Genomic DNA, 15,264 nt, shown 5'->3' with positions numbered 1-15,264 from the left:
TTCCGGGCTCCGAGTTCACTTCACCACTTCTTCAAGTGTGTGATTGAACGACTATCACGCGCCGTTTTCTCGATCAAGACGCCGCGGCAATCACCGAGGGACGGAGCCGCATCAGAAACGAGATGGCCGCCGCAACGTCATTTCGCGCGGCAACGAGAAGAACCTGGGTGCCCACGGCGAACATGGACGCACCGCGCGCGCCCTGGACCGCGCCGTCGAGGCTCATGCCCGCGATGACGCACGAACGAGGAAAGTCCGGCTGCTGCGCGACTTCGCTCACGGTTCGCCCGACGACCCACGCGCCTTCAGGGACCTCGATCTCGAAGGCAATGGCTTCACCGTTGCCGAGCGCCATCGAGTGGCGCACGGACTCGTGCTCGACTGCCGTCGCGAGCGCGCCGACCAGCACCTCGGTTTCGGAGATGATCTGGTGAACCCCCGCTGCATCGTAGACGCCGCGGTATTCGGGGTCGCGCATGCGGACCATCACACGGAGCGCGCCGAGGCGCCGTGCAAGCATCGCCACGGCCAGGTTGTCGGCATCGCGATGGAGCATGGCGAGCACCGCGTCGGCACGACCGACTTCGGCTTGGGCGAGGAGGGCTACGTCGGTGGCGTCTCCGGCGAGCGCCACGATCCCGTTTTCTTCGAAGGCTCGGCGCGTGACGATCGCATCGCGATCGAGGATGGTCACCACGTGGCCGAGGCTCTGCAGATGGATGGCGACGCTGAGCCCGCCTCTTCCAGCGCCTGCGATGACGATGCGCATCAGTTCGCTCCTCCTTCCGTCTCGGCTTCGTGTTGAGCCGTCAGTTTCATGAGTCGGTCGTCGAGCCGCGAGACCTCCTGGTCGGCCGTGTCGGTTCCGACGAGGCCGCGACGCGCGGCATCCAGCAAGGCAGCCTTTTGGGCCGAGAGAATCGCGCCATCGATGACGACGTCGTCGAGCGCATCGGCTTCGGGCGTGCGGAGGATTCGCTCCGCCGCGATGATCGTCCGCTGGAACGCGGCGCGTCGCTCGGCATGGTCGCGGCGCGACACGAGGCCCGACCCAAGCAGGTCATCGAGCTCGGCCTGGCCTCGACGGGCGAGAATGAGCTGGGCCCGCGCTTGCTCGAAGCGATCCCTGGCCCCCTTGCCCGCCACGCCGAGCGCCACGAGCACCCGGCGGAACGGAAGCGCCTGCATGATCAGCGTGACGAAGGTGACGCCGAACACGATGGTGACGAGACGATGCCGGTGCGGAAGCTCCGAGGGCAGCGCGAGGACGGCGGCCATCGAGAGCGCGCCTTTGATGTTGCCGAAGACCATCACGTGCTGCCAGCGAGTCGACACGTTCTCCTTGGAGACGAGGCGCATGATGGCGAAGCAGCCGTAGACGGAGACGGCGCGTCCGGCGTGGAGAGCAACCAAGGCGAGCCCGATCGACATCGCTTCTTCGCCGAGCATGCGCGCGTCGATCTGCATGCCGACGAGCAGGAAGAGGAACACGTTCACGGCAAAGCCCGTGGTCTCCCAGAAGCCCTGCAGCGCGAGCACGCGCGACGGTTCGAGCACGCGACGCGCCGCACGGCCGACGGCGAGGCCCGCGACGACCACGGCGATGACGGGCGATGCATGCACGCGCTCGGCGAGGAGCGACGTGGCGAAGACGAGCACCGCCGACGCGAGAATCGCGGTGAGGTGATCGGGTGCGCGCCGAAGCACGGCTGATCCGATGGCACCGAAGGCGAGCCCGAGGAGCGTACCGCCTGCGATGGCAATCGCGAGGGCACGGAGCGTGGGAGCGAGACCGAATGTCCCGTTCACCACCGCGGCGGTCGTGACGCTCACGAGAACGAGCGCGGTGCCGTCGTTGAAGAGGCTCTCCCCTTCCATGATCGCGGCAAGGCGATGGGGCACGCGCGTGCTCCGGAACGCAAGGAGCACCGAGACGGTGTCGGTGATCGCGAGGAGCGCACCGAGCAGCAATGCGACCTGGAACGGCAGCCCCAACGCCAGCGTCGAGACTCCGGCCGTCGCCACCAGCGAAAGCACCACGCCGGGAACGGCGAGCGCCAGGATTGGCCGGCCAGCATGGCGCAGACTATCGGCATCCGCGAAAAGCGCCCCTTCGAACACGAGAAGGGGAAGAAATGCGACGAGCACGATGTCCGGGTCCATCGGTGCGTGGGGAAGCATGTCCACCAGCACGAGGACGAGTCCGACGATGACGAGTGCCACGTTGTAGGGCACTCCAATCCGTTTGGCTCCGATCGCCACGGCCGCACCGACCGCAAGAACGGAAAGGAAGCTTTCGAGCCGCTCTCGAATCACCCCCTCACAGTACTCGACGACATACGAGCTCGTCTCCCTGCGCGTGTCGCGAATGCGTTACTCTTTGCTCACGGCAGCGTCGCGAAAAGCACCGCGAACCATAGCTCGAGCGAAGTCGTTCGACCTCATGCTGCAGGATCCGATGAGAGCGTGAGCGGGCGCGAGCACAGAGAAGCAGGCGGAAGCGCGCGGGTGGGCCCAACGGTTGCACTCGAGGTCGTCCGAACGAGGTAAAACGAAGCGCGGTAGAACGCGATACAACCATCGAGACGAAGCAGAGAGAGGAAGCGTGGACGTTCCCCCGACAGCTTGGATCGTTCTCGGCATCACGGTCGTCGTGGCCTTGGCGGTGGACCTTCTGGCCCATCGCGGAGGACGGCTCGACTCGCAACGCTCCGCCCTCGCCTTCAGCGGCGCGTGGGTCGCTCTCTCGATTCTCTTCGGCCTCGGCGTCACGATCACGCTCGGCAAGGACGCCGGCGCGGAGTTCGCGAGCGCCTACTTGCTCGAGAAGAGCCTGAGCGTCGACAACCTGCTCGTCTTCTACCTCGTCTTCTCGCGTCTCTCGATCCCCGCGGCCGAGCAGCGACGCGTGCTGTTCTGGGGCGTCCTCGGCGCGATCGCTGCGCGGGGCTTCTTCGTCGCCGTCGGCATCGAGGCGCTGCACCGCTGGAGCTTCGTCGGCTACGGGCTCGGCCTCCTCCTCGTGGCGTCGGGGATCAAGCTCCTTCTCTCGAAGCCGCACGACGAAGACTCGCGCCTGCTTCGCTTCTTGCGAAAGCACCTGCGCACGACCGATCTGCGTGGCCACCACTTCTTCGTTCAAGAAGAGGGCCGGTGGCGCGCCACACCGCTGTTTCTGGCGCTCGTGGCCGTCGAGGTGTTGGACATCCTCTTCGCGATGGACTCGATTCCCGCAGCCTTCGCCGTGACGGACTCGGCGTTCATCCTCTACGCCTCGAACGTTCTCGCCATCCTCGGGCTCCGCGCTCTGTACCTGGTCCTGGCCGACGTCCTTGCTCGCCTCCATTTGCTCCGATTCGGACTGGCAGCCGCGCTCGTCTTCGTCGGCTTCAAGATGCTCGCGGCAGGCATGATCCACATCCCCGCCGGCATTTCGCTCGCGGTCATCGTCGTTTGCATCGGATCGTCCGTCATCGCGAGTCGGCTCCGACGCGAGCGGGTCTCGGCGATCGACGAGCAAGGCGCGGGGTGATCGCACGCATCGGCCTTCGCGCAGCCCTCTCGCGAGGCGTACGCTGCCCTCTCGCGAGGCATCCGCCGCTCTCTCGCGAGGCATACGCTGCTCTCTCGCGAGGCATCCGCCGCTCTCTCGCGGGGCATACGCTGCCCTCTTGCGAGGCATCCGCCGCTCTCTCGCGGGGCATACGCTGCCCTCTTGCGAGGCATCCGCTGCCCTCATCCCCCGCCCTTCTCCCAGAGGGAGAAGGGAGGAGAACTCACCTGCAACGCCTCGCCGGCCGCTACAGCCCCCGGTACGCTCCGGGGGAGCTCGAGGGGGCGAGCCCCCCTCGAACAAAAACCGAAAGGTCCCGGAGGCGCTGCCTCTCAGGACCAGTCGGGGCGAGAGGATTCGAACCTCCGACCCCTTGACCCCCAGTCAAGTGCGCTAACCAGGCTGCGCTACGCCCCGAAACTCAAACTGCCCTTTGTCGGGGCAGCGCGGAACCTAGTCCCTTGGCCGGTCGTTTCGCAAGCGGTTTCGTGCACGAATGTCGTTTGGACGGTCACGCTCGCGCTCGAGGCCTTGCCGCGCGGGCAGGATGAGGGCTGCGGATCCTTCCGCGGAGAGCCGCGGACTTCGAGATGACGAACGCGAACCGTCCGCCAAAACGTGCGACGGCGGTTTGGTACGAAACGGCGGGAAGCTGCGCCGCGCGTCGCTCGTAGACTGACGGACATGCGCCGATTCGAACTCGCCGAGGGGACGTCGAACAAGTTCTGGCAAGCGGTCGTCAACGGGACGGACCTCGTCATCCAGTGGGGTCGGATCGGGACGGCCGGACAATCGCAGACGAAGAGCTTCGGCAGCGAGGGCGGCGCATCCCAGGAGCTCGCCAAGCTCGTTCGCGAGAAGACGAAGAAGGGTTACGTCGAGGTCGCGCGCGAGACCGCGCAGGCGGCAGGCACCGGGGACAGCGCGAAGCCGGCGGTCGAAGCCACTCCCAAGGCGACCGAAAAGAAAGCGAAGAAGGTCGCGGTCGTGCCGCAGGCCGACGCCGCAATCGCGCCTCCCACGAAGGCCGAACCGCCGAACACGGCCGACGCGATCACGTGGACCGACGAACTGCGTCGCTGTTGCAGGACGCTGGACGGGGCGCCCAGCGGCGAGACGGAAGAAGCCATCGTCGAGGCGCTGAAGGCCCACAACGCGGAGCTCGATTCGAGCGAGAAAGTCACGCGTCGCCAACAGATCAAAAACGGCGCGAAACACACGACGCCCGCGCTCCACACGCTCGCGATGAGCGTCGCGACGACCTACGGCGCCGGCAAGATTCCCTCCGATCACGATCACGATCGCGACGCGGCGGCGGCGCTCTTCGGCCCCACCGCGATGCTCGTCGAGGCCTGGTACGCCGATGGCGGCGTCACGCGGCTCGCCGAGATCCTGGCGCGAACCACGCGCATGCAAGTGGGCGAGACCGGCTCCGCCATCTACCTCGAAGGCGCGTCGAGCCCACCTGACCAGGAGCTCGTCGAGGCCGTCCGAGCCCTCGTGGCTCGCGCGACCGACGGAGAGCGCGCCGCCGTCCGCGCCATCCTCGAACCCGCACGAGCGAGCGCACCATCGCCCGACGCGCGGCTTCTCTTCAACCTCGCGATGAACAGCCGCGAATTGGCGGAGGAGGACGCCCGCGCGTTCCTCGACGGGACCAAGATGTCCTACCGCGCGCCTCGGCACTTGTTCGCGCTCGTCCGCGATCCCGCGCTTTGCGCGAAGCTCGCCGCCAAGGCTCCGAGCGACGTGCCCGTCTACGATCTGGCGCGCGATCTCGGCTGGGAGGCGCTTCCGTCGATCATCATCGCCTTCGAACGCGACACGAAGAACACATGGGTGGCCGAGGCGCTCGCCATGTTCGAGTCGCTCACGGCCGCAAAGGCTCTCGCCCTCGCGCTCGCCGAGAAGCGCACGGCGCCCATCGCGAAGGCCTACTACGAGCGACGGCCCGACCTCGCCGTCTCCGCCCTCGCGAGCATTGCCGGAGGAACGAGCAAGCTCGTGCCATTCGCGAAGGGCGTTTACGAGGAGGCCCTTCGCAAGACGGGTGCCTCCAAGTCCGACGAACCCGCGGTTGCAAAGGCCAGCGCGGACAACGTGCCGAAGGTCTTTCTCTCGCCGCCGGCCGGCAAGCCTCTCCCCGATTTCCTCGAGGGTGCGCGGCTGCCCGCGCTCGTGCTCGCCAACGGCAAGGGCGCCCTTCCCGAAAGCGCACGGCTCGCAACCCTTCGATTCCTTCGGGCGTCGACACTCGACGCGCCTGCCAAGGAGATCGCCCAGATCGCGAAGGCCTGCACGGCGGCGAGCCTCGCGGCGTTCGCCTGGGCACTCTTCGAAGCATGGCTCGCGTCAGGCGTCGGTTCGAAGGAGAACTGGGCGTTCACCGCGCTCGGTCTCCTCGGTGACGACGACACCGCCCGTCGCCTCACCCCGTTCATCCGCAGCTGGCCTGGGGAATCTCAGCACGCGCGCGCGGGCGTGGGCCTCGACATCCTCGGCGCGATCGGCACCGACGTGGCGCTCATGCACCTCGATGGCGTCGCTCAGAAGGTGAAATACAAGGCGCTCCAAGAGCGTGCTCGCGAGAAGATCGGCGTCATTGCGAATGCCCGCGGCCTCACCGCCGAGGAGCTCGGCGACCGCCTCGCCTCCGACCTCGGGCTCGGCCCCGACGGCTCGCTCGTCCTCGACTTCGGACCTCGCCAGTTCAAGGTGGGCTTCGACGAGGAGCTCCAGCCGTTCGTCCTCGATGCTTCGAACAAGCGCATCGGCGCGCTGCCGAAGCCGACCAAGACCGACGACGCGAACCTCGCGAGCGAGGCCACCGAGCGCTGGAAGACGCTGAAGAAGGACGCCAAGGCGATCGCCGCGTTGCAGCTTCGCCGTCTCGAGCTCGCCATGAGCGCGCAGCGTCGGTGGTCGTTCGACCTCTTCAAGATGCTCTTCGTCGGTCATCCGCTCATCGGCCACGTCACGCGCCGCCTCGTATGGGGCGTCTACAAAGGCGACAAGCTGCTTCGCACGTTCCGCGTCGCCGAGGACCGCACGTTCGCCGACGAGAACGACGACACGTCTTCGATCGAGAGCGGAGCGCTCATCGGCCTGCCCCACCGCCTCGAGCTCGACGACACGACCGTGGCCGCCTGGGGCAAGGTCCTCGGCGACTACGAAATCGTGCAGCCCTTCGATCAGCTCGGACGTCCCACGTTCCTGGCGACGCCGAAGGAGCTCGGCGCGAGCGGTCTGAAACGAAAGATGACGGTGAAGACATCACGCATCCGCGGCCTCGAAGATCGCGGGTGGCGCAAAGGCAGCGTCGAGGACGCCGGCTGGGTGTGGAACATCTGGAAGCCGCTCTCCGGCGGCGTTCGCGCCTCGATCAGCCTTGGCGGCGGCCTCTGCATGGGTTGGGCCGAGGGAACTCCCTCCGAGCAAGAGGTCACGGGTCCCCATCTCGAGGACAAGGCGACCTTCGGTCGACTCTCGAAGGTCGCCTTCAGCGAGCTCGTTCTCGACTTCGAATCCCTGCGCGACTGAACGGCGGTTAGCGGCCGAGGCTCTCGCCGTCGCCGTCGGCGTCGAGCCAGATGGGGGAGGTCATCGCCCAGGGAGCGATTTCTCGTTCGTCGCCGGTCATCATCGGGCGCATCGGGCGCTTGCCGCTCGCGATCACGATGAAGGCGTCGTCGGAAGAGGCTCGAATCGTGAACGACGCTTCCGCCACCATGGCGCCGCTTTCGTCCTTCTTCGGTACGACGTCGACAAACGACTTGGCCGCCTTCGCGTCACCCGCCGCCCGAATCTCGACACGATCGACGGCGACGAACGGAGCGGAGACGACGCGTACCTTCACGTTGGCGACCCCGCCCTTGGTGCGCGCGATCGAGCCGATGGGCTCTCCGTTCGCCGTGACCTGCAGAAATGGGCCGTTCGAGAGCACGACGTCGCGCAAGGTTCGAACACCGCGCACGAGATCGTCGGAGCGGGCCCGATCCCATTGGTCGAGCGCATCGTCTTTGGTCACGCGTACCCAGGTCCGAGGAAAGCCGGGCTCGTGGCCGACGAGGCCGTGCGTGTCGGTGTCGGCGATGGGCGTCACGGGGTGCTTGGTGCGGAGCAGCGCGAAGAAGTCGTCGAGGATCTTGGTGCGCGCCTCGACGTTGCGGCCGTTCCAAACCTCGAGGGAGTCGAAGGCGGGATCGTAGCCGGGCGCCGTTCCCTCCCCTGTCCTGCGATCGAAGCCGAGCTGGTCGAAGTACCCGTTGGAACCCGAGCGCGGGTGATTCACCTGAATGAGCGGGCGACCGGGTAGCGCGCGCACGTCAGCGAAGACCTCGCGGGCGGTGCGATCACGAACGGGTGTTGCCCCGCCTCGGAACTCGTGCGGATCGGCGATCAGCGGGAACACGTTCGCGTGGCCCCAAGGCTTCTTGCTCGCGTCCGTGGTGAGCTCGTTGCCGGCGATCTCGACGAGCATCGGGGCGAGCCCCAATTCTCGAACGAGGGGCTCGAGATCGGCCACGACGTTGTGCTCGGTCGCCACCGCCACCTCCACCCCCTCGGCGGCATTGGCGACGATGCGATCGGTCGTGGAGATCCCCGCATCGGCGCTCAGCATGGTGTGCTGGTGGAAGTCCGTCGAGACGTACCCGGTCGTGTCGACCACGCGACGGAGAGCCTGGGCGACGGTTTGCGTACCGCCGGCGGAGACGACGACGTCCATCGTCTCGGCGGCGTACTCGGGGCCTCGCGTGAACGTCAGCCGGTAGCTCCCCGGCGCGAGGGCCACCGTGCGCGCATCGCCCTGCGTGAAGAGCTGATTCTTCGCTCCTGCCGCGACGTGCGATGGCCCGAAGTCGGGTGTCTCGGTTCCTGAAGTGCCCTCGACGGTCACCTTGCAGGGCAGCACGCGCGAAGACACATCGGTGCAACCCACACGCAGCGACCCAACGTCGGTCACGGCGAGGGTCGCCTTCGCAACGGCGCCCTTCTTCACGACGACAGGAACCTTCGTCCCGTTGCCTCGCCGTCCGGCGCTCGGCGCGAACGAGAGCGTCCAGTCTCCCTCCGGGAGCTCACCGCCGAACGACTCACCGTCGGTTGCCGCTACGATCGTCATCACCGGCTCGCCGCTCGGCGTCGCGACAATGGCTTTGGCGCCGCGCGCTACGCGTACCGCTCTGCCGTTCGCGTCAACGAGCGCAATCGCCACCGGCCCCACCGGCGCTCCCGACGCCTTCGCGAGCTCGGCAACGAGACTCGACACGTCTGGCCGTTGGCCGACGAGCAGGATGCGCTCGTACGTGACGCTCTGACCAGGCCCGAGGGTCACGGTTCTCTTTTGCTCAGTGTCGCTCCATGCGCCGCCGCTGATCGCGCCGATCTGGCCCTCGGTCGAGGTGATCGCGTAGCTCGTGAAGCGACCGAGACCGCCGAGGAACGCGCTCTCCGAAGGCCCTTTGAAGCCAACCGACTTGCCGGGAGCGAACTTATCGACACCGCCCCATTGGATGGCATCCCCGAGGCCGAGACCGTCCACCACCGCATCGCCGCGATTGTGGAGCGTCGTTCGTATCGCGAGCGCCCGATCGCCAGGAGCGAGGCGATACTCGGTCACGACCTCGACGCCCGCTTCGTAGAGCTCGTGCCCGCGCGCTTCGACGACCGCGGTTCCGTCAGGCTCCTCGCGCGAGGAGATCGCGGTGTAAACGCCCTGCCGCGGGAACGTGCCGAAGTACGTGAAGAGTTGCCCGAGCTCGTCTTTGCGAACGTGGGCGTCGGCGGCATCGACGATGTTCCCGCCCGACTCGGCGAAGCCGCCGCCGCGCCCGAGGGCGTCGACCACGAAGACCACGTCGTCGTTCTCGAGCACCCAGTCGCCGGGACGGCCCGTCGCGTTCGGCCCTCCGAGCGCTTCGCCCGGCTTCATCGGATGCACCCGGGCGCGCGACGGCGCCTTGGCGGCGGGAGTCGCCGTTCGTGCGGCCTTGCTCGGCGGCGCCGCGTCGTGCGGCTTCGGACACGCCACGACGAACAGCGCGAGCATCGGCGCGGCGCCGAACGCGATACGAGCGACGCGACCAACCATCATGCGCGAAGCGAGGCGAGGAGGCGCATGAGCGCCTGGGCCTTCTGCACGAGCGTGACGATCTCGATCTGCTCGTCCTTCGTGTGGAAGCCAATGCCGCGCGGGCCGAGACCGTCGATCGACGCGATGCCCATGGCGCCCGTCGTGCTCGCATCGGAGCCGCCACCGATGAGGTTCGCCTCGCCCGCTCCGAGGCCCGAGGCACGCGCCGCCTCGAAGTAGGCCTCCATGAGCTTGGCGCTCGCGTCCGTGCGCTCGAGCGGATGGCGCAGGACTCCACCTTCGAGCTCGATGCGCGTGCCGGGAACGCTGGCCGCCGCCTCGCTCGCCGCCGTGCGCAAGGCCTCGACGAGCGCTTCGGCATCGGCGCGCGTCTCGAAGCGCAGGTCGACGAGCGCCTGGGCCTCGTCAGGGACGGTGTTCTTGCTCGTCCCGCCGGTCACCTTGCCCACGTTCACGGTGACACCGCGATCGTAGTTCGTAAGCTGCTGCGCGCGATCGACGAAGCGCGCGAGAGCCCAGAGCGCGTTCGCACCGTCCTTGTGGTTGTTGCCGGCATGGGCCGCCTTGCCGTAAGCCGTCGCCGTGACCGCGCCCGTTCCTTTGCGACGCGTGATGACGAGATCGTTCTTCCGACCTGCCTCGAAGACGAGGGCCGACGCGGCGCCCGTGGACGCCTCCTGGATCACGCGCTGGCCCTCGGGCGAGCCGACTTCCTCGTCGGCCACGATGACCACGCGAAGACCGCTCGGCAGCATGCCTTCCTTCGCCAGCGCCTTGAGCGCCCAGGCGACGACGACGAGGCCTCCCTTCATGTCGAGCACGCCGGGACCGCGAGCGAGGTCGCCGTCACGCTTGAAGCCCTCGAACAGGCCGGGCGGAAACACCGTGTCGAGATGACCGACGAGCGCGATGCGCGGTGCATCCTTGCCGCCGCCCGATTCGAACACGAGGTGATCGGCGAACTTGGTGCTCGCGACCGATCGCGACGAAAGCCCCTCGATGGCGAAGAGCTCGCCGAGCATGTGCCCGACCTTGCGGCCGCCCTCCGTATTCTCCGTGAAGGAGTTCACCTCGACGAGCTCGGCGAGCGCCGATTCGATGGCCTTGCTCTGCTCCGCGATCCACTTCGCCGCCTGTTCGGTCGTCGCTGTCGTCGTCATGGCGGCGCATCATAGCCGAGGCGAGAGCGCGTCCGGACCGAGGCCGTGGCAGTGCCGCGCCGCGTCGATTTTCGGCTCCGCTCGAGTTGCGTTCTGTTTTTTCAGAACGTACAGTATTGGCAGTTCAAGCGCTTCCTTTTCGACCCGAAAGCCGAGGAGCGGCCGTCATGCCTACGCCTACGCTCGAGGTTCTCTCGTCCCCATCTGCGGCCTCCGTGAAGACCGCCGAGAGCGCGGCCGATGCCGTACGAACGGGTGAAGCTGGGGTCCAGGCCTCGGACGAGACAGTCGTCGTCGATGCCCGCGTGGGCCGGCTCACCGAAGCGCGGCGTGAACGCGTCCGGCAGCGCGCGCTCGCCGAGATCCCCTGGTGGTACAGCCCCTGGGGTCACCTGGCGGGAACGACCGGCATCGGCGTGGGGGTCCTCGCGCTCAGCGCGTACGAGCTCCACGCGATCTCAGGCTTCGTCTGGACGGACCTCTTCGCCGTCCTCGTCGCCTGCCTCGTTGCGAACTTCTTCGAGTGGCGCGTGCACAAGGGGATCCTGCACAAGCGCACGTGGCCCTGGGAGATCATCTACGACAAGCACACGCCGATGCATCATATGATCTACGTCGAGGAAGACATGGCGCTCCGCTCGACGGCGGAGTTCCGCCTGGTGCTCATTCCCGCTGCCGGCGTGCTCGGCATCGTGCTCGCTGCGACGCCCTTCGCCGTCGGCATCGGCAAGTTGTGGTCGGCATCGGCGGGGTGGCTCTTCCTCGTCGCCACGAGCCTCTTCATGGTGAGCTACGAGCTCTTGCACCTCTCCTATCACGCCCCGAAGACGAGCATCGTGAATCGACTGGCGATCCTTCGCATCCTCCGCGCGCATCACGCCAAGCACCACGATCCGCGCTTGATGCAGCGATGGAACTTCAACGTGACGGTGCCGCTCTTCGACTGGATCATGGGCACGATCGCCCCGCGCGACGCACCGCGTTCGTAGAGCCGTACTGCGCCATTTCGCCGATAGGCTCGGTTCGCTCCCGCGATCGTGCTCGAGCGCCCTGTTGCTCGCGTGGCCTTTTCGCTAGCTTCGTCTCGCCATGACGAAGCGCTTCAAGGCCGCCGTGATCGGCGGCAGCGGTTACGGCGGCGGTGAGCTCATCCGACGCCTGCTCCTCCATCCGGACGTCGAGCTCGTCCGCGTCGCGTCGGTCGACTTCATCGGCGAGCCCCTCTCGGCGGCCCATCCGAACCTCGAAGGCCGGACCGACCTGAAGTTCGAAGGCATGTCGCCCGCGGAAGCGGCGCAGGGCATGGACGTGGTCCTGCTCGGCCTCCCCCACAAGGTCTCGGCCACCAAGATGCCCGAGCTCATGGCGACCGGCGCACGCGTCGTCGACCTTTCGGGTGACTTCCGTCTTCGCGACGCCGCGCTCTACAAGAAGTACTACCACGCCGAGCATCCGTGCCCGGAGCGCCTGACCGACGGCACGTTCGTCTACGGCCTGCCGGAGCTCAACCGCGACGCGATCAAGAAGGCGAAGTACGTGGCCTCGCCGGGTTGCTTCGCCACCACGATCGAGCTCGCGCTCATGCCGCTCGCGAAGGCAGGCTTGCTGGACGGCGCGGTGGAAGTCGTGGGCATCACCGGCTCGTCGGGCAGCGGCGTCGTTCCGAGCGCCGGCACGCACCACCCGGTTCGGGCGGTCAATCTGCGCACGTACAAGCCGCTCGATCACCAGCACATCCCCGAGATCACGCAGACGCTGCGCGACGCCGGCGCCAAGAACGTCGACATCCGCTTCGTCCCCGTGAGCGCGCCTCTCTCGCGCGGCATCTTCGCCACGTGCTTCGCGCACGTCTCCGAGGGCACGAGCGCGGATCAGATTCGTGCACTCTACAAGGAAACGTACAAGGGCGAGCCCTTCGTCCGCGTCCCGGAGAAGCGCCTCCCCGAGGTCGCCGCCGTCAGCGGCACGAACTTCTGCGAAGTGGGCGTCCAGCCCGGCACCGACGGCGCCGAGCCCGGCAAGCGCGTCGTGGCGTGCTTCTCGGTGACCGACAACCTGATCAAGGGCGGCGCAGGCCAAGCCATCCAGTCGATGAACCTGATGCTCGGCGTCGACGAGCGCACCACGCTCGAAGATCCGGGAGGCTGGCCGTGAACAAAGGTCCCGTCATCATCAAGCTCGGTGGCGAGGTCGTTCAAGGCCCCCACATGGCGGCCATCGCGGCCGACGTCGCAGAGATGCGCGCGGAGGGTACGCCCGTCGTGCTCGTCCACGGCGGCGGCCCCCAGGCCACCGATCTGCAGAAGCGCCTCGGTCAGACGCCGAAGATCGTCGGCGGTCGACGCATCACCGATCAGGACACCCTCGAGGTCATGAAGATGACCGTCGCGGGCAAGGTCAACGTCGACCTCTGCGCAGCCCTCGTCGCCGCGGGAACCAAGCCTGTGGGTCTGCACGGCGCGAGCGCCTGCACGGTGCTCGCCACCAAGCGCCCGGCCAAGGTCGTCGTGGGCGGCGGCCCCGACCCGATCGACTTCGGCTTCGTCGGCGACGTGATCGGCGTCAACGATGCGCTCATCGCACTGCTCACGGCGGACGGGTACGTCCCGGTGCTCGCCTGCCTCGGCTCCGATGCGAAGGGCAACCTCTTCAACATCAACGCCGATGCCGTCGCCAACCAGGTCGCCATCCGCCTCGACGCCCGTGCGCTGGTGCTCGTCACCGACGTACCTGGCGTCCTTCGTGACGTGAGCGACCCCTCGTCGCGCATCGGCAAGATGACGCTCGAAGACGGCAAGCGCGCCATCGAGGAAGGCGTCGTGACCAAGGGCATGATTCCGAAGCTCGAGGAATCGTTCGCGGCCATCGCCGAGGGCGTTCGCGCGGTCCACATCGTGGGACGTCTGTCGCGCGGCGATCTCGCACGTGCCGTCGAAGAGCCGGGAAGCGTCGGCACCGTGCTCGTCGCCTGACGCCCCGCTCCACTCCGAACGAAACGAAACGGGCCGCTCTCGCAAACGAGGCGGCCCGTTTTCTTTGCGCCGTGCGAAGACGAACTACTTCGTCACTTCGTCGCGAACGCCGAGCGCCTGATCGAGCTCCGCCTTCACCGCACCCGCCTGGGCCGCACCGGCCTTGAACGGAGCGTCGAAGCACTTCGTGAGCTGCGCTTCCGACGCTGCCGCCGTGGAGGCACCGCCCGACATGGCCATGTCCTTCAAGCCGGTACGCGCGCCTTCGATCACGGCCTGCGCGTTGAGGACGCGCTTTCCCGCGTCGTCGCCGAGCTCGTTCAGGATCTTGAGGAGGCTCGGGAACGACCTGTCGACGGCGTTCTTCATCGACTCGGCGGTCTCGCGCTCGCGACCGGAGAGCGTTCCCGAGAAGACGAGGCCGACTTGGGGCGTCGCGCACTCGGTCTGGTTCATCACCGCGAGCTCGCAACGCGCGCGGCAGTCCGTGCTGACATCGGGCGTCTTGAATTCGCCGGCGCACCGCGCGTCGGAGAGCTCCACGGTGCACGCTCCCGTGCAGATGCCGTTGCAGATCCCGGGCGCCTTCGCCTTGCAGGATCCCGAGCAGGTGCCTTTGCACTCGCCGTTGATCGCGCCCTTGTCACACGTGCCCACGCAGATCCCTGCGCAGCCGCTCGAGGAGGGCTTGCCATCGCAGGTTCCGCGGCAGCGGCCGCCGCAGATGCCTTTGACCTGCCCCTCGCACGTGCCCGCGCAGTTGCCATCGCACTTGGCGGACTTCACCTCGCAATTGCCGTCGCAATTGCCGTCGCAGCGGCCGGCCTTGAGCGGGCACTCGGCTTTCACGCGATCGGCGGGGATCGACGAATCGCAGATGCTCGCGCACTTCGTCATCAAGCTCGCGTCCACCGTGCAGAGCGGCGGAATGGTCACGAGCTTGGCGGTCGCCTTGGAGCCGACCTTCGCACGCGCGTCATGGACGGCCTTGATCGCGGCAGCGCACGCGTCGCTACCGCTTCGCCAGTCGCCCTTGGTGCCGAGGTCCGTCGCGATCTGCGCGCACGCGATGCCGAGATCGGCGTCGAGCTTGTCGGCGAGCGTGCTCACCTCCATCGTGGCGAGCGCGGCCGCCTTGAGCTTGTCCGCAGCGGCGTGGGAGAGCGCATACTCCGTGGCGAAGTCGAACGCACTGAGCTCGTCCGGCTTGGCCATGTCGGGGCAGTGGTCCGCGACGTGCGCCGTCGGCGTGTTCGCCCTGGACGACGACCCCCCACACGCAGCGACGAGAAGCGCCGCCATCGCCAGCGTGGCGATCGAACCTCTGCCGGCCCGCACGATGCCCAGTACGCGCGATTGCGAATCGGTGCGGACATGGTTGCGAACGTGGTTGCGAACGCCCGGTTCTGTGCCCCTGTTTTCCAGTCGATTCACGTGCGTTCTCGCCTGCGGTTCGAACTCGGCATAACACGGGAGCACTGGCGC

Annotated in this window: 10 protein-coding genes and 1 tRNA gene; 5 read left to right on the top strand and 6 right to left on the bottom strand. The window is 67.4% G+C overall.

Features of this window, described 5'->3' with window-relative positions; genetic code table 11:
* Positions 1-73: 73 nt before the first annotated feature.
* Together AKJ09_RS37415 and AKJ09_RS37410 are read right to left on the bottom strand one after the other, a co-directional pair.
* On the bottom strand, positions 74-769 hold the full coding sequence (locus AKJ09_RS37415; RefSeq protein ID WP_146652631.1) for a potassium channel family protein: 696 nt from the start codon (positions 767-769) through the stop codon (positions 74-76).
* Positions 769-2,316, bottom strand: a complete 1,548-nt coding sequence (locus AKJ09_RS37410; protein ID WP_240488721.1) for a cation:proton antiporter — start codon at positions 2,314-2,316, stop codon at positions 769-771. Before AKJ09_RS37410 ends, AKJ09_RS37415 begins: the two co-directional genes overlap by 1 nt.
* 289 nt (positions 2,317-2,605) lie before the next feature.
* Between AKJ09_RS37410 and AKJ09_RS37405 the strand changes: the two genes are divergently transcribed.
* Positions 2,606-3,532: a TerC/Alx family metal homeostasis membrane protein gene (locus tag AKJ09_RS37405; RefSeq protein WP_169928171.1), complete on the top strand. Its 927-nt coding sequence runs from the start codon at positions 2,606-2,608 to the stop codon at positions 3,530-3,532.
* Between the two features lie 363 nt (positions 3,533-3,895).
* Here AKJ09_RS37405 and AKJ09_RS37400 read toward each other — a convergent pair.
* Positions 3,896-3,970 (bottom strand) — tRNA-Pro (locus AKJ09_RS37400).
* A gap of 267 nt (positions 3,971-4,237) precedes the next feature.
* On the opposite strand from AKJ09_RS37400, the gene AKJ09_RS37395 reads away from it, so the two are divergent.
* Entirely contained in the window at positions 4,238-7,093 is a 2,856-nt protein-coding gene (locus tag AKJ09_RS37395; RefSeq protein WP_146652629.1) for a WGR and DUF4132 domain-containing protein, read from the top strand.
* Between the two features lie 7 nt (positions 7,094-7,100).
* Here AKJ09_RS37395 and AKJ09_RS37390 read toward each other — a convergent pair whose 3' ends face one another.
* The gene (locus tag AKJ09_RS37390) at positions 7,101-9,647 is read right to left on the bottom strand and encodes a CehA/McbA family metallohydrolase (protein WP_146652628.1); all 2,547 of its coding nucleotides are present in this window, start codon (positions 9,645-9,647) and stop codon (positions 7,101-7,103) included.
* A complete protein-coding gene (locus AKJ09_RS37385; protein ID WP_146652627.1) occupies positions 9,644-10,807 on the bottom strand; it encodes a M20 family metallopeptidase in 1,164 nt (387 codons plus the stop codon). The genes AKJ09_RS37390 and AKJ09_RS37385 overlap by 4 nt, the downstream gene beginning before the upstream one ends.
* Before the next feature lie 167 nt (positions 10,808-10,974).
* Here AKJ09_RS37385 and AKJ09_RS37380 point away from each other — a divergent pair, with 167 nt between their 5' ends.
* The 3 genes from AKJ09_RS37380 to argB all read left to right on the top strand — a co-directional run bounded on the left by AKJ09_RS37380 (position 10,975) and on the right by argB (position 13,779).
* The gene (locus AKJ09_RS37380) at positions 10,975-11,796 is read left to right on the top strand and encodes a sterol desaturase family protein (RefSeq protein WP_146652626.1); all 822 of its coding nucleotides are present in this window, start codon (positions 10,975-10,977) and stop codon (positions 11,794-11,796) included.
* Between the two features lie 100 nt (positions 11,797-11,896).
* A complete protein-coding gene (argC, locus tag AKJ09_RS37375; RefSeq protein ID WP_146652625.1) occupies positions 11,897-12,961 on the top strand; it encodes an N-acetyl-gamma-glutamyl-phosphate reductase in 1,065 nt (354 codons plus the stop codon).
* Positions 12,958-13,779: an acetylglutamate kinase gene (argB, locus tag AKJ09_RS37370; protein ID WP_275936681.1), complete on the top strand. Its 822-nt coding sequence runs from the start codon at positions 12,958-12,960 to the stop codon at positions 13,777-13,779. Before argC ends, argB begins: the two co-directional genes overlap by 4 nt.
* An 84-nt stretch (positions 13,780-13,863) precedes the next feature.
* Here argB and AKJ09_RS37365 read toward each other — a convergent pair whose 3' ends face one another.
* A complete protein-coding gene (locus AKJ09_RS37365) occupies positions 13,864-15,117 on the bottom strand; it encodes a hypothetical protein (RefSeq protein ID WP_146652624.1) in 1,254 nt (417 codons plus the stop codon).
* Positions 15,118-15,264 lie beyond the last annotated feature (147 nt).

This window comes from Labilithrix luteola (assembly GCF_001263205.1).
Classification (GTDB): domain Bacteria; phylum Myxococcota_A; class Polyangia; order Polyangiales; family Polyangiaceae; genus Labilithrix; species Labilithrix luteola.
This window is presented reverse-complemented; position numbering and strand designations above follow the sequence as displayed.

Coding starts and splice junctions, on each gene's coding strand:
- AKJ09_RS37395 (WP_146652629.1), top strand. CDS start 4,238: ATGCGCCGATTCGAACTCGCCGAGGGGACGTCGAACAAGTTCTGGCAA.
- AKJ09_RS37415 (WP_146652631.1), bottom strand. CDS start 769: ATGCGCATCGTCATCGCAGGCGCTGGAAGAGGCGGGCTCAGCGTCGCC.
- AKJ09_RS37390 (WP_146652628.1), bottom strand. CDS start 9,647: ATGATGGTTGGTCGCGTCGCTCGTATCGCGTTCGGCGCCGCGCCGATG.
- argC (WP_146652625.1), top strand. CDS start 11,897: ATGACGAAGCGCTTCAAGGCCGCCGTGATCGGCGGCAGCGGTTACGGC.
- AKJ09_RS37385 (WP_146652627.1), bottom strand. CDS start 10,807: ATGACGACGACAGCGACGACCGAACAGGCGGCGAAGTGGATCGCGGAG.
- AKJ09_RS37380 (WP_146652626.1), top strand. CDS start 10,975: ATGCCTACGCCTACGCTCGAGGTTCTCTCGTCCCCATCTGCGGCCTCC.